This window comes from Brachyspira intermedia PWS/A (assembly GCF_000223215.1).
Classification (GTDB): domain Bacteria; phylum Spirochaetota; class Brachyspiria; order Brachyspirales; family Brachyspiraceae; genus Brachyspira; species Brachyspira intermedia.
This window is the reverse complement of the sequence record NC_017243.1, coordinates 2,999,083-3,021,946: the sequence shown is the minus strand read 5'-3', so window position 1 is coordinate 3,021,946 and position 22,864 is coordinate 2,999,083. Positions and strand designations below refer to the sequence as shown.

General features: G+C 28.2%; 16 protein-coding genes. 9 read left to right on the top strand and 7 right to left on the bottom strand.

The genetic code is table 11. The features are described 5' to 3' along the window. The first annotated feature begins 347 nt into the window (after window positions 1-347). The 3 genes from BINT_RS13160 (at window position 348) to BINT_RS13150 (ending at window position 3,593) form a co-directional block, all read left to right on the top strand. Complete coding sequence (locus BINT_RS13160; protein ID WP_014489060.1) at window positions 348-1,703, top strand: PhoH family protein; 1,356 nt, start codon at window positions 348-350, stop codon at window positions 1,701-1,703. 652 nt (window positions 1,704-2,355) lie between these two features. Continuing rightward, window positions 2,356-3,150 (top strand): hypothetical protein, encoded by a 795-nt coding sequence (locus BINT_RS13155; protein ID WP_014489059.1) that lies wholly within the window; start codon window positions 2,356-2,358, stop codon window positions 3,148-3,150. Between the two features lie 38 nt (window positions 3,151-3,188). Further along, window positions 3,189-3,593 carry a hypothetical protein gene (locus tag BINT_RS13150; protein WP_014489058.1) on the top strand — a complete coding sequence of 135 codons (405 nt, stop codon included), beginning with the start codon at window positions 3,189-3,191 and terminating at the stop codon, window positions 3,591-3,593. 259 nt (window positions 3,594-3,852) lie between these two features. On the opposite strand, the gene BINT_RS13145 is transcribed toward BINT_RS13150, so the two are convergent. From BINT_RS13145 to BINT_RS13135, 3 genes are all read right to left on the bottom strand, one after another. Then, the gene (locus tag BINT_RS13145; protein WP_014489057.1) at window positions 3,853-4,884 is read right to left on the bottom strand and encodes an ankyrin repeat domain-containing protein; all 1,032 of its coding nucleotides are present in this window, start codon (window positions 4,882-4,884) and stop codon (window positions 3,853-3,855) included. A gap of 440 nt (window positions 4,885-5,324) precedes the next feature. Continuing rightward, on the bottom strand, window positions 5,325-6,347 hold the full coding sequence (locus BINT_RS13140; protein ID WP_014489056.1) for an ankyrin repeat domain-containing protein: 1,023 nt from the start codon (window positions 6,345-6,347) through the stop codon (window positions 5,325-5,327). 224 nt (window positions 6,348-6,571) lie between these two features. Continuing rightward, the gene (locus tag BINT_RS13135; protein ID WP_014489055.1) at window positions 6,572-7,591 is read right to left on the bottom strand and encodes an ankyrin repeat domain-containing protein; all 1,020 of its coding nucleotides are present in this window, start codon (window positions 7,589-7,591) and stop codon (window positions 6,572-6,574) included. Between the two features lie 525 nt (window positions 7,592-8,116). Here BINT_RS13135 and BINT_RS13130 point away from each other — a divergent pair. From BINT_RS13130 to BINT_RS13115, 4 genes are all read left to right on the top strand, one after another. Beyond that, window positions 8,117-10,654: a DUF5682 family protein gene (locus BINT_RS13130; protein WP_234944334.1), complete on the top strand. Its 2,538-nt coding sequence runs from the start codon at window positions 8,117-8,119 to the stop codon at window positions 10,652-10,654. Between the two features lie 331 nt (window positions 10,655-10,985). Next, on the top strand, window positions 10,986-12,362 hold the full coding sequence (locus BINT_RS13125) for a TolC family protein (RefSeq protein ID WP_041177496.1): 1,377 nt from the start codon (window positions 10,986-10,988) through the stop codon (window positions 12,360-12,362). 7 nt (window positions 12,363-12,369) lie between these two features. Then, the gene (locus BINT_RS13120; RefSeq protein ID WP_014489052.1) at window positions 12,370-13,629 is read left to right on the top strand and encodes an efflux RND transporter periplasmic adaptor subunit; all 1,260 of its coding nucleotides are present in this window, start codon (window positions 12,370-12,372) and stop codon (window positions 13,627-13,629) included. 44 nt (window positions 13,630-13,673) lie between these two features. Beyond that, on the top strand, window positions 13,674-16,808 hold the full coding sequence (locus BINT_RS13115) for an efflux RND transporter permease subunit (protein WP_041177495.1): 3,135 nt from the start codon (window positions 13,674-13,676) through the stop codon (window positions 16,806-16,808). Between the two features lie 390 nt (window positions 16,809-17,198). On the opposite strand, the gene BINT_RS13110 is transcribed toward BINT_RS13115, so the two are convergent. The 3 genes from BINT_RS13110 to BINT_RS15265 form a co-directional block, all read right to left on the bottom strand. Further along, window positions 17,199-17,840: a hypothetical protein gene (locus BINT_RS13110; protein WP_014489050.1), complete on the bottom strand. Its 642-nt coding sequence runs from the start codon at window positions 17,838-17,840 to the stop codon at window positions 17,199-17,201. A 143-nt stretch (window positions 17,841-17,983) separates the two neighbouring features. After that, a complete protein-coding gene (locus BINT_RS15340; protein ID WP_268741609.1) occupies window positions 17,984-18,112 on the bottom strand; it encodes a hypothetical protein in 129 nt (42 codons plus the stop codon). Window positions 18,113-18,119: 7 nt separating this feature from the next. Continuing rightward, window positions 18,120-18,284, bottom strand: coding sequence for a hypothetical protein (locus BINT_RS15265; RefSeq protein ID WP_234944333.1), 165 nt, complete (start codon window positions 18,282-18,284; stop codon window positions 18,120-18,122). 1,068 nt (window positions 18,285-19,352) lie between these two features. Here BINT_RS15265 and BINT_RS13100 point away from each other — a divergent pair. Next, window positions 19,353-20,177 carry a DcrB/PsbP domain-containing protein gene (locus BINT_RS13100; RefSeq protein WP_041177494.1) on the top strand — a complete coding sequence of 275 codons (825 nt, stop codon included), beginning with the start codon at window positions 19,353-19,355 and terminating at the stop codon, window positions 20,175-20,177. A 309-nt stretch (window positions 20,178-20,486) separates the two neighbouring features. On the opposite strand, the gene BINT_RS13095 is transcribed toward BINT_RS13100, so the two are convergent. Further along, window positions 20,487-21,005 (bottom strand): hypothetical protein, encoded by a 519-nt coding sequence (locus BINT_RS13095; protein WP_014489048.1) that lies wholly within the window; start codon window positions 21,003-21,005, stop codon window positions 20,487-20,489. A gap of 311 nt (window positions 21,006-21,316) precedes the next feature. On the opposite strand from BINT_RS13095, the gene BINT_RS13090 reads away from it, so the two are divergent. Further along, window positions 21,317-22,861 (top strand): acyl-CoA carboxylase subunit beta, encoded by a 1,545-nt coding sequence (locus BINT_RS13090; protein WP_014489047.1) that lies wholly within the window; start codon window positions 21,317-21,319, stop codon window positions 22,859-22,861. The last annotated feature ends 3 nt before the right edge of the window (window positions 22,862-22,864 follow it).

Genomic DNA, 22,864 nt, shown 5'->3' with positions numbered 1-22,864 from the left:
GATTTGTTCCTTTGTTTTAATTTATTTGTATTTTACAGAAAAAATAAATTATATCAAATATTTATGTGTTATATAGTTTTATGCTTAAAAGGTATATTTGTAATATTTGAAGTTTGATAGATGTACTTTATTGTTATTTATATATAATAATGTTTATATGATTTTATTATGTTGTATAAAGTAACAATATTGTATGCTCTAATAACAAAATTATATATTTATAATATGAAAGAAGTTTAATGAATTTGCTTTTTTGTCTCTTTTGTACAATACTTATTATATAGCATTTATTTTTATACTTATATTATAGTGTGAAACTATGCTAAAAATAATTTTAAGGACTTGCGATGACAGAGAATTTTATACCTAATAAAAAAGTGTTCGTATTTGATACAAATGTTATACTTCATGATTTTAAGTCAATATTTTCTTTTGAAGAAACTAATATAGTTATACCTATTACAGTTTTGGAAGAAGTTGATAAATTCAAAAAAGGAAGCGATACAATCAATTTCAATGCCAGAGAGTTTATACGAGAACTTGATGTCATTGTAGAAAAAAATGAGGAACTTCAAGGGGTAAAGGATATATTTAAAAAAGGTGCTTTGCTTGATAATAAAAGTAAAGTATTTATAGATGTTAATAATGAAGAGAGAGAAGAATTCAAAAAAGTATTTGCAGGAAACATACCTGATCATAAAATACTATCTTGTGCCTATAATATAAAATGTGAAAATCATAGAGTCATTCTTATAACTAAAGACATTAATATGAGAATGAAGGCTAGAAGTTTGGGAATAGATACTCAAGACTATAATACTGACAAGATAGAAAAATTATCTTCATTGTTTACAGGTATAGAAAGTATTTCAGGAGATAATGCACGCATTTATATAAAAGAGCTTAGCGAAAATAAAGAAATAGAAGTTAAAGGCGAGCATTCTATTTATCCTAATACATATTTCTGCTACAGAGTAAAAGAAGATGATGAGGCAGTTATAGGAAAATATAAAGATGACACAAAAACAATAGTTCATGTTGATACTGATATAAATGCTTATGGTATAAAGCCAAGAAATGAAGAACAGGCTATGGCTTTAGATGTTTTACTCGATAATAATATACCTTTAGTTACTATAATGGGTAAAGCTGGAACTGGTAAAACTCTTTTAGCATTAGCTGCTGCTTTAGCAAAAAGAAGAGAGTACAGACAAATACTTTTAGCCCGTCCAGTAGTAGCACTTTCTAATAAAGATTTAGGTTTCTTACCAGGCGATGTTAATAGCAAATTAGATCCTTATATGCAGCCTTTATTTGATAATCTTTCAGTAATACAGCATATACATTCTGATGATAGTGATGAAAGTAAGAATATCAAAAAAATGCTTGAAAATGAAAAAATAGTAATTTCACCTCTTGCCTACATTAGAGGAAGAAGTTTGAATAAGATTTATTTTATAGTAGATGAAGCACAGAACCTTACTCCTCATGAAATAAAAACTATCATAACAAGAGCAGGCGAAGGAACAAAAATAGTTTTCACAGGAGATATTCATCAGATAGATACTCCTTATTTGGATGAAAGAAACAATGGGCTTACTTATTTAATAGACCGCACAAAAGGAGAAGTTTTAAGCGGTACTGTAACACTTGAAAAAGGTGAGCGTTCACAGCTTGCAGAACTTGCTGCCAATGTATTATGATTTTTTAATTATTTAAAACAATAAGGCATAAAGTGATGGATTCTTCGCTTTATGCTTTTTATTTACTTTTTACTGTAATCCTATATATTTTTAATTTAATGCTAAAAATATAAATTAGTGCTTTCGCTTTGCGTACCTGCGGTATCAACTTTTGCCACGGGAAAAGTTGATAAAAATTAAAAAACATATTACAAATTTATTTATAATAACTCAAAAATTATATTTTATAAAGTTTAGAGTTTATTTAACGCACGGTGAACGAAATCTTATTTATAATTTAAATTTTAATTTATAATTATTCTATATTTATAATTTTGTTTAGCGTGCGGTTAGTGAATTTTTAAATCTAATAAAATTTAGGGTGGGTGTTATAATTTCTGTTTTGACATTAAGGAAAATTTAAATAGAAATATAAAATTAAAATAATAAGGCAATAGGGCGGGCAGATGAAAATAAATTGATAAACTGAAACATTTATTTTCAGCAAATAAAATATTTTATTAACTTTTTTAATTACAGTTAAAATCGAATATAACAATATATTATTTACATAATATAAAAAAGAATAAACTTTCATATATTAATATGATTAAATATTATATATAATATAATATAATATAATATAATATAATATAATATAAGAAAAATTTAATTGGGAGATATAATTAAAAATGATAAAAAAATACTACTTATTTTTATTATAGTATTATCTATAAGCTGCAGCAAAAATAATAATTCTGCCACAAATCCGAATTCACCTTCAAGCTCAGACTTAAATCAATGGAAAGGTATATATAAGAGTATCAGTGATGAGCAAGGCAACATTCTTATGACGTTAACAATCAATGATAATAATTCATTAGATATTGTTGCCAACAATGAAAGTATGCATGTGGATCCTTATATTATACAGGAAAGTTCTGAAAATATTTATACCATTTATGAAAAAGAAAACAATGAAGAAGGTATAATATTAATCAAAATACTTTGGGAAGGACGTTTTGTAGAAATAGATTTATGGAACTCTGTTAATGGTCAGCTTACCTCATTAGGCAGAGTTACTTTATGTAAAGAAGAATTTTATAATGTGAATAGCGGAATATCAGATTATAAAGGTATAGTATATACTCAATTTGATGATGCTAGCAGTAAGCCTTTGACAGTTACTTATGAGATTGACGCTCAAGGTGCTATAATTATTAAAGATTCATCGGATGCTTCTCAAACAATAATAAATCCAGGATTTATTGTAAAAGTAGAATATGAACAAGGTTTAAGATATATGAATTTTATTGATCCTAACTCCTATATCATTTTTGATAAATATTCTTATAGAGATAACGCAGATAATCTTATATCTTATGATGCTTTATTACAAAATACTGCTTTTGGTTATCCTACAATATATGTAGATTTAAATAGTAAGACTCAAGAACCAGCACAGTAATATATAGAATAAAATAAATTTTAAGGAGAAAATTTAAAATGAATAAAAAAATAATATTTTTACTAACTTTAGTATTTGCTGCTATCATAAGCTGTAAGGATAATGTTACAAATCCTAACACAGAAATTAAAAAAATAACAATTGCTGAGAGAGCTGGCAGTTATGAAGCTACTTATGGAACATCAAAAGTTGCCTTTACACTTGATAATGAGGGTAATATTACTTCTTTTGTTAGAGGAACATTCACCATTATCTATGAAGGAGAAAAAATGAATATAGTACAAGATCCAAGCAGCACACAAACAATTATTGCTTTTCAGTTAGAAAATTATACTTATGTTATACAATTTGAAAGCGAAACAGAAGCTACAGGAGGACAATTATTACTATCTCTTCCTGGTGTATCTCAACCCCCTGCTTTTACATTAGTAAAAATAAAATAATATTTAAAATATAATTTATAAAGAGGTATTTTATATTTTTATAAAGTATCTCTTTTTTATAATAAAAATATATTTAATCATTTTTTATTTATACACTCGATAATTGTATATAAGTTTATCTAGGATATAAGGTTCTTTGACTCTGTCCGCCTGCGACTGAAGAGGGTACCTTTAGGTAGGCTTGCGGCGGGAAAAAGTTGAATAAAAAAATGACAAACTTAAAAAATTTCAGTATATATTAAAAAGCATTAATTATATTTTAATATTTTTCAAGAAGCTCAACTATATCCTTATAATCTTCTGATTTTGCCAGATCAAGTGCAGTCCTGCCATATTCATCAGTTATAGAAGTATCAGCATTATTTTCTAAGAGTACTTTTGCAGCTTCAAATTGATTAAAACTAGCGGCCATCATCAAAGCAGTCATTCCAAAATCAGTGGTATAATTAATATCAGCACCATTTTCTAATAGCATGTTTATTATATTAGTGTTTCCTTTATAAGCAGCATTCATTAAGGGAGTAGGCGATATATCAGTATGTTCATTTTTTATTTCGCATACTGTATTGGCGTCAGCTCCCTTTTCAAGTAAAAATTTTACCATCTCTTCATCATTGAAAGAAGCAGCATAAACTAAAGCATTAATGCCGTCATCATCTTTTGCTTCAATGTCAGCACCTTTTTCAATTAAAAGCTCTGTTATAGCAATATTATGAAGGCTAGCCATAAGAGGAGTAAAGCCTGTAAGTTCAGCATGTAAATTGACATCAGCTCCTAAATCTATAAGTTTACGAACAAGTTCTTCATCATACATAGCTTCTGTTAATGGAGTAGAATATCCTAAAGTTAAATTAACATCTGCATTATTTTCTAATAAATAATTTATGATATCAGTTTGCTTATATTTTATAGCTTGTATTAAAGGGGTTGACTTAGAATATTCATCTATCTCTAAGTTATAATTAACATCTAAACTTTTTGATTCGATTAATTTTTTGATTGTTTGAAAATCTCCTGATTCTATAAAAGATATAATTTCTTTATCTGTGTATGAATAATATTCTGTTTCTTCCATTTCATTTGTATTTATTGATGAATTATTTTCTTCATTATCTGCAGTTTTTAATTCTTCTGTTTTATTTATATTATTATTATCTGTATTGTCATCTAAATTTATAGTTACTTTATCTGCATTATTATTTAGTTCTTTATTATTGTTAGTATCGTTATTATTATCGTTAGAGCAAGAAAATATTATGGTAGATAGAAAAAGAATTAACAAATATTTCATAATAATATATCCTATAGTCAAGTTTTTATTTATTATATTATAAAAATGTATTTTTTCAAGTTTTATATTAAATCCCTATAGGGTATATTTTTATTAAAATTCAATCTTAAAAATTTATTTTAAAACCCCGCCCTTTATGTTTATTGTTTTATACTTGAATATTAACTTTATTTGTTTTTTAGTTTATACTTAAAATTTTTAAGTTTGTCAATTTTTATGTTGTTCTTTTTCCAGCCGCACGCTACAGCGGCAATACCATACCTACACTTACAGTGGATTTCGTCAGGTACTCCTTTCAGTCGCAGTACTTCCTTTGGTCGCAAAAGAAGTGGGGTGTTACGAAGTACGCAGAGCGGCACGTCTGTGTGCCATCACAAATAATAAAATTTAAAAAACTAGAATTGACAAAATATATTTGTTTAGGTATATATTAAAAAGTATTAATTATATTCTTCAAGAAGCTCAACTATATCTTCAAAATTTTCTAATTTTGCCCAATCAAGTGCAGTCCTACCATCTTCATCAGTTATAGAAGTATCTGCATTATTTTCTAAAAGTATTTTTACTGCTTCAAATTGATTATAACTTGCTGCATACATTAAAGCAGTCATTCCATAATAATTGGTATAATTAATATCAGCACCATTTTCTAATAATGTATTTATTATATTAGTGTTTCCTTTATAAGCAGCATAAATTAAAGGAGTCATATCAGAATCATTGGTATAATTAATATCAGCACCATTTTCCAATAACATATTTATTATATTAGTGTTTCCGTTATAAACAGCATTCATTAAAGGAGTAGGCGGCATATAAATATGTTCATTTTCTATTTCGCATACTGTATTGGCGTCAGCTCCTTTCGCAAGTAAAAATTTTACCATCTCTTCATCATTTAAAGAAACCGCATAAACTAAAGCATTAATTCCGTCAACATTCCTTGCTTCAATGTCAGCACCTTTTTCAATTAAAAGCTCTGCTATAGCAATATTATGAAAGCTAGCCATAAGAGGAGTAAAGCCTGTAAGTTCTTCTTTTAAATTAATATCCGCATTATTTTCTAATAAATAATTTATAATATCAGTTTGCTTATATTCTATAGCTTTTATTAAAGGGGTTGACTTGGAATATTCATCTATCTCTAAGTTATAATTAACATCTAAACTTTTTGATTCGATTAATTTTTTGATTGTTTGAAAATCTCCTGATTCTATAAAAGATATAATTTCTTTATCTGTGTATGAATAATATGTTGTTTCTTCTGTTTCATTTGTATTTATTGATGAATTATTTGATTTATTATCTTTATCGTCTGTATTTGATTGTTCTGTTTTATTTATATTATTATCTGTACTTTCATCTAAATTTATAGCTGCTTTATCTGTATTATTATTGTTTGATTCTTTGGTATTACAAGAAAATATAATTATAGAAAGTAAAAAAATTAATAAATATTTCATAAACAATATATCCTATAGTCAAGTTTTTTATTAGTATATACTTAAAATTTTTAAGTTTGTCAATTTTTATGTTGTTCTTTTTCTCGCAGCACTTCCTTTGGTCGCAAAAGAAGTGGGGTGTTATGAAGTACGCAGAGCGGCACGTCTGTGTGCCATCACAAATAATAAAATTTAAAAAACTAGAATTGACAAAATATATTTGTTTAGGTATATATTAAAAAGTATTAATTATATTCTTCAAGAAGCTCAACTATATCTTCAAAATTTTCTAATTTTGCCCAATCAAGTGCAGTCCTACCATCTTCATCAGTTATAGAAGTATCTGCATTATTTTCTAAGAGTACTTTTACAGCTTCAAAGTGATTAAAACTAGCAGCCATCATCAAAGGGGTTGTTCCAAAATCAGTGGTATAATTAATATCAGCACCATTTTCTAATAACATATTTATTATATTAATATTCCCGTTATAAGCAGCATTCATTAAAGGAGTAGGCGATATAACCATATCTTCATTTTCTATTTCGCATACTGTATTGGCGTCAGCTCCTTTCGCAAGTAAAAATTTTACCATCTCTTCATTTTCATCACTTGAGGCATAAACTAAAGCATTAATGCCATAATCATCTTTAGCTTCAATGTCCGCACCTTTTTCAATTAAAAGCTCTGCTATAGCAATATTATTATGGCTAGCCATAAGAGGAGTAAATCCTGACTGAGCAGGTAAATTGACATCGGCTCCTAAATCTATAAGTTTACGAACAAGTTCTTCATCATACATAGCTTCTGTTAATGGAGTAGAATATCCTAAAGTTAAATTAACATCTGCATTATTTTCTAATAAATAATTTATAATATCAGTTTGCTTATATTCTATAGCTTTTATTAAAGGGGTTGACTTGGAATATTCATCTATCTCTAAGTTATAATTAACATCTAAACTTTTTGATTCAATTAATTTTTTGATTGTTTGAAAATCTCCTGATTCTATAAAAGATACAATTTCTTCATCTGTGTATGAATAATATGTTGTTTCTTCTGTTTCATTTGTATTTATTGATGAATTATTTGATTTATTATCTTTATCATCTGTATTTGATTGTTCTGTTTGATTTATGTCTTTACTATCATCTATGTTTATAGCTGCTTTATCTGTATTATTATTGTTTGATTCTTTATTATTGTTATTATTATTAGAACAAGAAAATATTATGATAGATAGAAAAAGAATTAACAAATATTTCATAATAATATATCCTATAATTAAGTTTTCATTAGTATATTATAAAAATATTTTTTTGCAAGTTTTTAATTACATCCCTATAGGGTATATTTTTATTAAAATTCAATCTTAGAAAAATTTATTTTAAAACCCCGCCCTTTATATTTATTGTTTTATATGGCAATATTAACTTTATTTGTTTTTCAGTTTAAATCAGAAATTAGAGCACCCGCCCAAGTTATTATTAGATTTTTTGCTTATTTAACGCACGGTTAATACGTTCTATAATATTGTGTAATTTTAATTTCAAATAAGTCTATATTTTTAGACTCATTATGCGTGCGGTTATGGGGCTATAAGTTTAAATAAAATCTTGGGTGGGCAGCTAAAATAACAGTTCAGATTTTTAAATAAAATAATACAAAATCATCAGAAAAATACAAAAAGGATAAAGGGCGGGATTTAGAATGAAACTTTATAATAATTTATGTATTTAGGTAATATTTGTAATTATTGCATTATGCTGTTTTTATAGTAAAATACTTTTCATTGTTAAGGATTATTGATGATGAAAAAACGGATAAAAATAATAAAAAAGATAATAACAATTTTGATGAGTGTTTTAAAGAGAGTATAAAAGATAATGTAATATTCTTTCCTATAAGACACCATTCGCCTGCATGCTCATATCATTTGAAGAAAATTTTCGAGAGTTTTAAGCCTGATGCTGTTCTTATAGAAGGGCCAAGCGACTGTAATGATTTGATGAAATATATGATAGAAGAAGATACCAAAGCACCATTTTGTATTTATTCAAGTTATGTCGATGGGAATGATGAAAAATACAGATGTTATTATCCTTTTTTGGATTATTCACCGGAGTTTACCGCTATAAGAGAATCATTAAAAAATAATATTCACTGCAGTTTTATAGATATGAATTATGCTTTTATGATAGAAAATTCAAAGCCTGAAAAAGAAAATAATAATAATAATAATGAAGAAAATTCAGAAGATATATATAGTAATAAAGAAAATGATAATGAAGATAAAAAAAAGAAATTAATATCAATTTATGATAATGATGATAATAAATTCAATGTTAATGCTTATACTGTAGAGCTTACAAAAAAAGCAGGACTTAGAACTTTTGCCGAACTTTGGGAGAGGGATTTCGAGATAAACGGAATACTTAAAGACAGCAAAGATTTTATAAAAAGTGTTTATGCTTTGGGCTATTATATGCGTTTGATAGAAGATGAAGATTTTGAAACTAGAAACAGAGAATATGTAATGGCTTTAAATGTTAAAGAGGCTTTAGAAAAATATAATAGAGTTTTGGTAGTTACAGGAAGTTTTCATACTAAAGGCATAATAGATAAATTAAAAGAAGATGAAAAAGATAATAAAAAATTAAATAAAGAATATAAAAATTTAAAAAAATATATAATTTCAAATACAGCCAACTATTTAATACCATATTCATTTGAAGATGCTGATGCTAGAAAAGGATACAGAGCAGGAATAGAGTTTCCGGCATTTTATAATTTAGTTTATAAAGAACTTGAAAATTACAGCAGTAAAAATGATAATGATAATATAGAAAATATGTATTTAAATGTTGTGATGTCATTTATAATAAAGGCTTCAAATATAGATAGGCATAATCATAATGTAAGTATTCCTGACTGTATTAATGCTTATTATATGGCGGTTAATCTTGCAAAATTAAGAGGCAAGCATTCTGCAGGAGTTTATGAGCTTATAGATGCTGCTAAAAGTGCATTTGTCAAAGGTGATATATCTCTGGAGAATACAAGCAATCTTGATTTGATGATGAAGCTTCTTTCAGGTATGTCAAATGGTACTGTATCATCAAAAAGTATAGTGCCTCCTGTTGTTATAGATTTTAGAAATAAATGCAAAGAATATAAAATAAAAACTGATAAAACAGAAGAAAAAGAATCTATATTAGATATAGTAAAAAATGAGAGTCATTTTGAAAAGAGTAAATTTTTTCATAAGATGAGATTTTTAGATACAGGCTTTTGTAAATTAGAAAAAGGTCCTGACTATGTAAATAAAATTAATAAGAACCTAGCAAGAGAAATTTGGAAATATGAATATAAAACATCTGTAGAATCAGCTTTAATAGATAAATCTGTTTATGGTGTAACAATAGAAGAATTAGCATCAAATTTAATAGTTGAAAGACTTAATAACCGTATAGAAGCTAGAGAAGTTTCAAAACTTTTAATAGAAGCTAATGTTATGGGTATTTACAGCTTTTTTACTGATAATTACAATAAAATAGAAGAAACTATACTTAGCGATAATAATTTTATAAGTCTTTGCTCATGTCTTAATAATTTATCATATTTAGCTAATATGGAAGCTATTAATAATAATTTATCAAAAGATAGAGAATCTTTATTTGATAATTATGATATAATGCCGGTTATAGAATCTTTAGCTAAACAGACATTTATGCTTGCTGTTGTAAATATGGATTCTATGAAGAATTTAAATGAAGAAGAAGCATTAAAAAATTCACATTATATAAAAGACCTGTATTCATTTACATTGGAAAACCCTAATTATTGCGATATGGATATTTTTAATGATAAGATAGATTTAATGCTTGATAATACTTTCGGAAGTTCTCATATATATGCAGTTTGTTTGGCTTTAAAATATAAATCTGGAAGATTGATGGCAGATGAATTTTCTAATATAGTATCATCTTTTATGGAGTCTTCAGATATAGAGGCCGCTTCATATTTTTTGAATGGTATACTTTTAGCTGCAAGGGATATTTTATTTATTAATGAAAATATTATAGAAAGTATAGACTCTGCAATAAAAAATTTAGATGAAGATAAATTTTTAGAGGTGCTTCCTAATTTTAGATATGCCTTTTCAAATTTAAGCCCTGTAGAAATAGAGCGTTTTTCAGGTATTATAGCTGACAAATACAATATTAGTAAGAACAAAATATTGATTGATGTTAATTTATCTATAGAAGAAATTCAATTAGCTTCCAAAATAGATAATGAAGTTTTTGATTTAATTAATAAAACTTTATGAAAAAATCATAAAAATGAACATGTTATTATCAAATTTGTATTATATGTATAAAATGATTTATTGTTTTATTATTATTTATTTATATTTCTTATTTATTGAGAAAAAATATAAATAAAAGCATTGTAAATATAGTTTACGAAATTTATAATTTATTTATTATAAATTTATAAAGATATCAGGGGAACTATTTTTGAATTTATTCGTCTAATAATACAAAGTTTATATATAATATGCTATATAGTAACTTGATATTTTCTATTCTAAGTTTATAATATAAAAATTTATAATTATTAAACTTCATAATATGATAAATTGATATTAGGAGCGGTCGGTGAAATTTTATGTTACTCTGGTTTTGATTTTAATATTGAGTATCTCTTTATATTCTCAAGATTTAACTGATAATATAGCATCTAATGAAGCCCCAGAGGTAAAAAAAATCTCTATAACTTTGGAAGATGCTTTGATGATGGCTTTTGATGCTAGTAAAACATTAAAACAGGCGGAATATGATGTAAGAATAGCACAGGTTCAAAAAGATGCTTCTTTTTCTGATTTATTTATGCCTTCTTTAAGTATAAGCGGAGGATTGAATTTAGCTGAATCCAAAGAATATTCAGTTAACGATATAAATACAGGTGTCTATTCCAGTCCTGATACTTGGTCAGCTTCTGCTACTTTATCCAAAACATTATTTACAGGATTTAGAAACTGGAACACAGATAGGGCAAGAGATGTTAATTTAAAAATGAAAAAAGATACATATTATGATGAAAGACTCAATGTGGATCTCAATACAAAATTAAATTTTTATAATACATTTGTGGCTCAGGAAAATTACAGAGTATATTTACAGCAGCAGCTTAATTATAGTAATAGAATGAGAGAATCATATATAAAGTATAGAAATGGACAGGTTTCAGAGTATGAATATTTGAATGCTAAAGTACAATATGAAACTACAAAACCTCAAGTTATAACTTTAAGTAATCAATATCAAAGTTTGAAATTAACATTTATTAGACAGATAGGATTAACTAATATTGCTGATGAAGTAGATTTAGTAGGAAATATATTGGATGCTACTAATATAGCATTACCGGATATGTCTTATGATGATTTGCTTACTGTTATAATGAATAATAATATAGAATTAAAAAATATGGCTAGTAATTTAGAGATGTTAGAGTATAATAGGAAAGTAGCAAGAAGTTACTTATGGCCAACTTTATCAGCAAATGCTAATGTAGGTATTACTACTGTAGATAAAATAAAAATGGAGAATGGTACATTTAAGAAAAATAGACAAGGTGAATTTAATTGGGGAGTAGGTTTTTCTCTTAATTATAGTCTTGACTCTCTTTTACCATTTTCTTCTACAGCAAAAGGGGCAGAAGAAATTGAACTTAGCATAAAGCAAATGGAAGTAAGCTATGATGAGTTAAGAGATACTATAGAGATAAACAGCCGAGATTTGATTTCTACCGCAAGATCTCAGGCTGTGAATTTACAATCACAGGCAGAAAATGCTAGAACAGCAGCTTATGCTTTACAAATGGCTCAAAGACAGTATCGAGGCGGTACAATATCAACACTTGAACTTAATGATGCCGAAATAACATATTTGAATGCCCAGCTTGCATATTTACAGGCTATATATGATTATTTTTCAAGCACTTTACAAATACTAAAACTTTTGGGAGCTTAAGGAGATTATGATGAGAAGAATAAGTATTATAATATTATCAATCGTTTTAATTTTATCTATTTTATCTGTTTCTTGTAAGAAGGGAGCAGTAGATTTGAAGAGAAAAGAAAATCCTATAAGTGTATTGGTGGCTGCACCTATAAAACAGCCTTTAGAGGAATATCTTGATTTATCAGCTGAGATTAAAGCCATTAAAGAGGTAGAAATATCATCTGATGTACCAGGAAAAATCGCTAATATATTAAAATATGAAGGAAGTTTCGTTAATAAAGGTGATACAATAGCATTGATAGACAGATTTGTAATAGGTGCAAATTATGCTTATGCTCCGGCAAGAACTCCTATTGCTGGTTATGTTACAACTACATATATGGCAGTAGGTGCCTCAATAGCTGCTTCTACTCCTATAGCAAATGTTGCTGATATTAGCCAATTAGAAGTAGAAATACAAGTTCCTGAACGTTCTATTGCTGGAATAGAATTGGGACAAAAAGTAATTATAAGAGTTCCTTCAGCTCCTAATAAAGAAATAGAAGCTACTATCACTAAAAGAGATTATGCTGTTAATCCTTCAACTCGTACTTTAATGGTAAAAGCTTTAATAGATAATAAAGAAAGACTTTTATTACCTGGAATGTTTTCAGATGTATCAATACTTTTGAATTCTGCTGATAATGTATTTGTAATACCAAACAGTGCTATGTTCAGTGATGATTTAGGTAAGAATTATATATATGTTGTTAAAGAAGATAATTCAAATAACCCTCCATCAGAAGTTCAGGCAGCAAATTCTACCAATGTAAAATACAGAGCATATACGAGAGAAGTTAATGTATTATTCACTTCTAAAGATAAAGTGGCTTTAAGTGGCGGACTTGAAGAGGGAGAAGAGGTTGTAATGTTCGGACGTGAATTCTTGAAAAACGGTTCATTAGTTAATAGAATAGAAAATGACCCTACTATTTTAGAATATATTACTCCTCCTACAGCAGTTGCTTCAGCTGATACTAATATAATAAATAACAACAATAATAATACTCAAAAAGCACAGCAGTCTGCAACAAAACCAGCAGCAAATACAAATACTACTGTAAAAAATAATACAGCAACTCAAAAACCAGCTACTACTACAAAACCAGCTGCTACAGTAAGAAACAATACTCCAGCTGCTACTACAAAACCTAATACAACAACTACTGTAGAAAAACCAAAACAAACTGAAACAAATACTTCTAATGATGATGCTATATATTCAATTGGAGGTTGATTTTTCTTATTATGATTATAGTTAAAATTAGATAAGGAGCGATTATGAGAAGTTTTATTGAATTAATAGTAAAAAGACCCGTAGCCGTTTTTATGGGTATAGTTGCTGTTGTTATACTTGGTGCTGTTAGTCTTTCAAGGCTTCCTGTCGACTTTTTGCCTGACATGGAATTGCCTTTTATTAGTATTAGGACAACTTATGATAATGCTGGTCCTGAAGAGGTAGAAAAATCTGTTTCTAGGATCATAGAATCAGCTGTTTCTTCAGTTAACAATATTAAAGAGGTAAGCTCATCTTCAGAAGAGGAAGAATCAAGAGTTTTTATAGAATTTAACTGGGGAAGTGATTTGGCTTCTGCTACTGCAGATATTAGAGAGGCTATAGACAGAATAAGAAAATCTTTGCCTGACGATGCTGAAAGCCCTGCAGTTTATAAATTCTCTACAGACAATATTCCAGTTATGGAAATATCTTTCTATGGTACAGATAACTTATCTGCTTTATACAATTTAGTTGATAATCAGATATTAACTAGTATAGAACAGGTTGGCGGTGTTGCTATGGCTGAGATTAGAGGAGGACTTAAAACTCAGATTAAAGTTGATGTTGATATGAACAGACTTCAGGCTTACGGTCTTGATATTAATACTATAGTAAGTACATTGGCTATGGAGAATCAAAATATATCAGGCGGTGAAACTTATGAAGGGGTTTATAAATATACTTTAAGAACTACAGGTGAGTTTAAAACTGTTAATGATATAGGAAATGTTGTTGTGGCATTAAAAACAAACAGCACTCCTATAAGACTTAGAGAATTAGCTACAATTTATGAAGGTTATGATGAAGACGGCGATGTAATGAAAGTAAATGGTACTCCTGCCGTTAACGTTTCTATAAACAAAGAATCCGGTGCAAATACTGTTGCTGTTTCTGATGCTATAAAGAAAAGGTTAGACTCTCTTAATTTACCTGAAGGTATCAAATATGAGGTATTATTCAATAGTGCTGATAACGTTAATAATGCAATAAAAGGGGTTCTTGATACTGCTTGGCAGGGAGGTTTATTTGCTGTTATTATTCTTATGATATATTTATGGAATGTAAGAACTGTACTTATAATAGCAATATCCATTCCTATGTCTATAATTGTTACATTTACTTTGATGTATTTCTTCGGAACTACTTTGAATATCATATCACTTTCAGGACTTGTACTTGGTATTGGTATGATGGTTGATAACTCTATTGTTGTACTTGAAAATATATTCTTCTATAGGAATAATGGTTATGGTAAATATTCATCTGCTATAGACGGTACTTCCACAGTGGCACTTGCGATATCTGCTTCTACTCTTACTACAATAGCAGTATTTTTACCTTTCCTTTTTGTTGAAGGTCAAACTGGACAGATGTTCAGAGATTTATGTATTACAGTTACTGTTTCTATGATAGCTTCTTTAGCTGTTGCTTTGACAGTTGTTCCTATGCTTGGTGCCAGACTTGTAACTACTAAAAAATCTAAATTCTTATCTAAGTTTGAAAATTTCTTTGATAAATATTTCCACTCTAAAGTTAATTATATATATGAAAAAGTATTAACTTTTTCTGTTCATCATAAAAACAGAGTATTAATTCCTGTTATAACTATAGTATTTGCCGTTATCATTGTAGGATTGATGTTGATAGGTAAAGAAGGATTCCCTGAATCTGATGAAGGTCAGTTAATGGCAAGTATTACTATGCCTGTTGGTACTAGAAAAGAACAGACAGGTGCTTTCATTGACAGAATGAGAAAAGATATGGAAGATGTTATAGGAAAGGATTTAAGCAGAATACAATCAAGAGCTAGATCTGGTTCTGATGCCAATAAAGGACAGATAAGAGCAAAACTTATAGATAAATCAGATGGAAGAACTAAAGAAACAGAAGAATATGTTGAGCTTGTAAGAAAAAGATTAGCAAGTTATCCTGCTACTATCAATGTTGACTCTGTAACTAGTATGAGAGGCGGCGGAAACAGTGATTCAAGCGGTATAGATATAGATATAGTTGGTGAAGATTTAGTTAGAGCTAGAGAATTAGCTAATAATGTAATGGCAGCTTTACAAGATGTTCCAGGACTTAGAGATGTTCGTCTTAAAAAAAGTGATGCTAGTCCTGAACTTAATGTTGTTATTAACAGAGATTTAGCTTCAAAGATGGGACTTAATATAAATACTGTTGCTAATTCTATTAAAACAAGTTTCGGAGGTACTACTGCTACAAGAATGACTCCTGACAATTCAGATGTTACTGATATTGATGTTATAGTAAGACTTAATGAAAGAGACAGAATAAACATAGAAGATGTAAAAAGAATGCTTATACCAACTCCAAGCGGTATGGTTCCTATATCAGCTGTTGCTAGTGTAGATAAGAATTTTGCTCCTACAGAAATAACAAGAAAAAATGACAGCAGAATTACTTCTATTACTGCTTCAGGTTATGGAAGACCTATGAATCAGATAATGAATGATGTACAGGCTGCTATCAATCAAAAAGTTTTCATACCTTCAGGATTTACTATAGTTTATTCAGGAGATTATGAGGACATGCAAGAAGCATTCGGACAGCTTATACAGGCTTTATTCTTGGCTTTAGTATTAGTTTATGCTATTATGGCAAGTCAGTTTGAATCTTATATAGCTCCTTTCGTTATTGCTCTTGCTATACCTTTTGGATTTGCTGGTTCTCTTTTCTTGCTGCTTGTTACAGGACAGACTTTAAGTGTATACAGCGGTATAGGAGTTATAGTTCTTATAGGTATTGTAGTTAATAATGGTATTGTACTGATAGACTATATGAATCAGCTTATGCATGAAAAGAAAATTAATGGTGATAAAGCAGCTTTGATTGCTGGTCCTAGAAGATTAAGACCAGTACTTATGACTTCTCTTACAACAATATTAGGACTTCTTCCTATGGCTTTATCCAGCGGAGAAGGTAATGAGATGTATCAGCCTTTATCATTAGCGGTTCTTGGAGGTTTAACAGTTTCTACTATGTTTACTCTTGTTATAGTTCCTACTGTTTATGCGGCTATTAGAAATAGAATACCTCTTAAAGACTATGATGCTAAAGATATAGCTAGTGTTGAAACTAGTATTAATGATGCTTTGAGTACTCCAGGTAAATAATATATAAACATAAATATAATAATAAAAGGGCTTGAGTTATAATACTTAAGCCCTTTATTTTTGCTTTATCTTATTTATTAAAAATATAATTTTTATATTTTAACGCACGGTGAACAAAATTGTTAATATAAAAAAAATTAAATTACACATAATACTATATTTTTAATTTAGCTTTTCGTGCGCTGAGTAAAATAATAAATTTAAAAAAAACTTGGGTGGGCAGCTAAAAAATTCTAATTAGGCATTGAAGAAAAATTAAATTCAAATTGAAAATTAAGTCTATAAACCTAAAGGGTGGGGAGTGAAATTAAAATAAAAAAATAATGACATAAAAAAGGATGCATTATTTATATGCACCCTTTTTACTAACTAAATTCAATAAATAAAATATTAGAATCTTATACCAAGTTGAGCACCTAAATCAACACTTGATAATTTAAAGTCATAAGTTTTACTTTCCATAAATGGTATATCATAAGAAATATAAATACCAGCAGTTAAATTAAGCGGTAAAATAAAATCAAGAGTAACTTTTACATAAGGTATAAAAGGTTTATTAAATTCTCTATATATAGTTTTTGTATCATACATACTAGCCTGAGCTATTCCGTTTGAACCTCTTTTATCATACATAAGTCCTGCTATAGGGAATTTGAATCCTCCGCCTACACCTATAGATATGAAAGCTAAATCTATTCTAGGCATTAAACCAAGATTGAAACTGTCAAAAGAAGCACCGTATCTTCCTTTTTCTCCTTTTAATCCGAAAGCAAATACATCTTTTTGATAACCTATATCAAGACCTATTCCTAAAGCTATATTACTTATTCCGAAATAATATCCAGGTATAACATGAATACCAAATTCAAAACCAGCATCAGCTTTGGTATATTTAGAAGCATCTGTTCCTGTATATGTTCCTAAACTTACTCCAAAAGGAAATAGAACATTTACTTCGAATCCTGTTTTAGCCATCAAATTTCCGCTTAATGCAATTATTAATAAGCATGCAATTGTTATTATTTTTTTCATTTTTTATAGTCCTTTATATTTTATTGCCTTATATATTCGACAATATCTATAATATACTTATAATAAAAAACTACTATAAAAAAAGGAATACATATTATTGAATATGCATTCCCCAAATATTATTTTTATTAATTAAATTTTGATTAGAATCTTAAACCAACTTTGGCACCCAAATCAAAAGCTGAAGATTTAACATGAAGAGTAGGGTCTTTAGTTTCAACTAAATGTATATCATAAGAGAAATAAGCTCCTAAAACTATATTATAAGGCAATAAGAAATCAACAGCGATCTTTTACATAAGGGATATAAGGATTTTTAAAAGTATTTTTAAGTTTTTTATAATCATATCCTTGAGAAGTATATCCTCCGCTACTTTCTCTAAAATACCTGCTTCCTGCTAAAGGTATTTTTACATCAGCCCTATACCTATAGATACAAATCAAACATCTATTCTAGGTAATATACCTATCATTAAGTTGTCAAAAGTTACCCCGCCTTTAGACTTTTCATCAATTGCAGATTTGAATGCAAATACATCTCTGCTATATCCCAAGTCTAAACCGAATGATAAATATTCAAATCCTAAATAATAAGCATGCCAAATTCAAAACCAACATCAGATTTTATTATAGAATCATCATTTCTGCAAAACTTGCTCCAATAGGTACTATTAATACGAAACTAAATCCTGTTTTAGCCATTAATCCGCTGCTTAAGCTAATGACTAATATACTTATTATTATAATTAATTTTTCATTTTATTTTCTCCTAAAATAATCTATATGTATATATAAAATCATAGGCATAAAAAATAAACTATATATACCTAAACAATTATATTTTGTCAATTTTTACTTTTTTGTAAATGTAATTTTTGTTTATTAATAGTATAAAATATTATTAAGTTTTGTTTGAAATATAAGGTAAAACCAAGATTTGTGTCAAAAATTCAGTCCTTTTGCTTCTCGCTGTATGCGTACTTCGTATGGGTCACCACCGAGTAGGTGCCTTGCCTACGGCACGCATAGCGTCGGCAAAAGAAGTAGGGGTTGCCGAAGGCACGCACAGCGTGGGACTAGTCCCCGAAAATAATAACAATATAAAAACTAATTTTGACAAACTTAAAAATTTTTAGTATATAATTTGTTTTTTTATTCTATATGCTATAATGTAATTTGAATTATTTTATATATTAGAATTGCAAGAATAATCTAACTTTTTTCAAGTGTTTTTAGTGTATTTTTAATTTTTGACCGAATGCTTAAAATGTACAAAAGTTGTAGATATATAAAATGAATATTTCTTTTTAAGAATAGAATTTTAATTTTTTAATTATTACTTAAATAAAAAAGAATATTATTATTGGCATAAGGAATTATCATTAATTTGTAAAATAAAAGCAGAAAAACTAAAAATGTCAAATAATTTTTATATTTACAATTTGTCATATTGTTTTTTGGATTTTTTGTATTATACTGATTAAAAGATATAATTTATTTAAAGGATTTATTATGAAAACTAAAATTTACATGTTTTTATTATTATTTATATTTGCGATAAGTTGTAGTAACCCATCTACAGAGCCAAGTAACGATGATACTACTAATCCTCCAACAGAAGATAAATATGTTGCTTCAGGTATGCCATCTAGCTATGATGGAACTGCTTGGAAATTTTATAGTGCTGATGGTAATACCTATGATGTTACAATCAAAGATGGAGGAATATCAGGTTTGAAATATGATAATAATTCAGCTGCTGTTTCATTTGACAAATCCAATATATACAAATCTGTTAACTATAATAATATATTATTAGTTTATGCTGATTCTTATAAGGGATATATAAAGATATATGATACATCAGATGCTGCATATCTGTATATAACAGATGGAACTAAAGTGATAAACGGCTTTATTGATAATAGAACTATTCAGGGAAGAGGTGTTTCTAGTCAATGCGAGGGTACTTGGGAGTATGTAGAAGAAGCAGTATCAGCTAGTACATTTAGAACACATAAGTTAGTAATTGATAAAACATTAATATCATACTCTCTTATTTATGATCAGCAAGGTGAAAATGTAAATTCAAGACTAAGTATACCTACTTCTTGGTTTAAAGTTAATGGCACAGGAGCAACAGCTATATATACAGATCCTGTAGTTTATTCAGAGGGACTTGTAATTGATAGTGAGGGAAATTTAACATTTAATTATACTCCTATTAAATCATATAATTCTCCTGTAGTAGAAAATGGAAAAGTTGTAGGTGAGACTTATACATATATTAATTTAAATACATTAGATAAATATACTTATACAAAATCTGTTCAATAAGTTAAAAAAATAATAGTAAAAAATGAAAATAGGGGATTTTTAATAAAGTCCCCTATTTTATTAATATAAATACTTAATGTTAGTTAATCAAAAAATAATTATTATATATTTTATCATTAATTCTAATATTCAATAATAAAGCATGATTTAAAATTTCTACTAAATTTTTAAAACATACAAAATTATATATAATGAATACTTATTTTTTAATAATAGAGTTTTAATTTTTTACTATTAGTGAAATAAAAAAGGACATTCTCTATTAAAGAAAATGCCCTAATTATATCATTTATTTATTTTGTATATCAATTAATTTGCAGCCCAATATGCTTCGTATTGTATACCATATACAATTTTTTTCTCTGTTACCTCTTTTAAATAAAGAGTTTTTCTAAAAGTACTTGTGTCAAATTTATCATAACTGTTTTTAGGAGTCATAATTATATCAAAAGTTATTGTTTGTTTTCCATCAGTGGTTATTGTAGGAGGTATTACTTCATAGTTAATTGTACTATTTGGTATAGAAGCAAAAGTTTTATCTAATCCATCTTTTAGTCTGGCAGGAGTAATAGCAGTAGCTGCATCGTTATTATCCCCAATTGGAGTAGGTGAAAGATATATTATAGAATTTATAATTTTTCCTGTTGTTATAGGTATTATAGATGGTGCTTCTTTTGATATAGTAAAAGAAGTATCTGCAGTATAAAGTTGTTCTGATAATATATCGAATGTTATTGTAGTAGTTATTGTTGGTTCTGCTACATTGTTTTTACAGCTTACAGCCAATGCTAAAACGAATAAAAGAGATAAAAAAATTTTTTTACTCATATAATTTTCTCCTTGATTTTTATATAATTAAATATTAACAGATTATGTTTTAAAGTCAATATTTTATATATTTGTTTGTAATATAAAATGTAATATTATTTAAACTATATGAAAATATCTTATCACTTTATTTGATATATTTTATGTATAAAGAAAATTAAACTTTCGACTAAATTGTTAAAACATACAAAAGTTATAAAACACCATTGCAATAAATAAAAAATAGTTATATGTTTCTTTAACTAGTCATTTAAATTTTTGTTTAAAATCTAATAGTTAGATAAAAAAATCTAATAAGGACTTAAAGAAATATGCAAGAAAAAATCAATGAATTAAGAAAAAGAAAAGAAAAGATAGAAGAAGGCGGCGGTAAAGAAAAAAACGAAGAACGCCATAAAAAAGGTAAATTAACAGCAAGAGAACGTATATTACAGCTTTTAGATGAAGGTACTTTCTGCGAGATTGATGCTTTTATAGAGCATAGATGCAGTGATTTCGGTATGGAAAAGAATAAAGTTCCGGGCGAAGGTGTAGTTACAGGATACGGTAAAATAAACGGCAGACAAGTATGTATATATGCTCAGGACTTTACTGTTATAGGCGGTTCTTTAGGACAAATGCATGCTGCTAAGATTTGTAAGGTACAGGATATGGCTATCAAATTAGGCTGTCCTTGTATAGGTATCAATGATTCAGGCGGAGCTAGAATACAAGAGGGTATTGATTCATTAAGAGGTTATGGTGATATATTCTATAGAAATGTTCAGGCTTCAGGAGTTATACCTCAAATATGTGTTATAATGGGACCTTGTGCAGGCGGTGCTGTTTATTCTCCTGCATTGATGGACTTTATATTTATGACTGATAAAAGTTCAAATATGTTTATAACAGGCCCTCAGGTAGTAAAAGCTGTAACAGGCGAACAGGTTTCTGCTGAAGAGCTTGGAGGAGCTTTTGTTCATAGTAAAACTTCAGGTGTTGCTTCTTTGATGTTCCCTGATGAAGTTTCTACATTAGAAGGCGTTAAAAAATTATTATCTTATATACCTCAGAATAATTTGGAAGATGTGCCTTTAGAAAATACAGATGATGATCCAAACAGAGCAGATGAAGAATTATCAAATGTTCTTCCAGATGCTCCAAATAAACCTTATGATATAAAAGAGATTATAAAAAGGGTTGTAGATAATGGAGAGTTTTTTGAACTTCAGCCTTTATTTGCTACTAATATAGTTATATGTTTTGCTCGTCTTGACGGAAAATCAGTTGGTATAATAGCCAATCAGCCTAATTCTATGGCTGGAGTATTAGATATTAATGCTGCAGATAAGGCTGCAAGATTCATTCGCTTCTGCGACAGCTTTAATATTCCATTGGTTACATTAGTTGATACAGCAGGATATTTACCGGGTGTAGGTCAGGAGCATAATGGAGTTATAAGACATGGTGCTAAACTTTTATATGCTTATTCAGAGGCTACTGCACCAAAAATCACTCTTATAATAAGAAAGTCTTATGGCGGAGCTTATATAGCTATGTGTTCTAAGCATTTAGGTGCTGATATGGTTTATGCTTGGCCTTCTGCTGAGATTGCTGTTATGGGACCAGATGGCGCTGCTAATATCATATTCAAAAAAGATATAGATAATGCTCAGGATCCTAAAAAAGTAAGAGCTGAAAAAATAGAAGAATATAAAAAAGAATTTGCTAATCCTTACAGAGCTGCTGTTAGAGGTTATGTAGATGATGTAATAGAGCCGGAATATACTAGAAGCTATTTGATTAATGCATTGCATCTTTTAGCAAGCAAGAGAGAAACTAGACTTCCTAGAAAACATGGCAATATACCTCTATAAAAT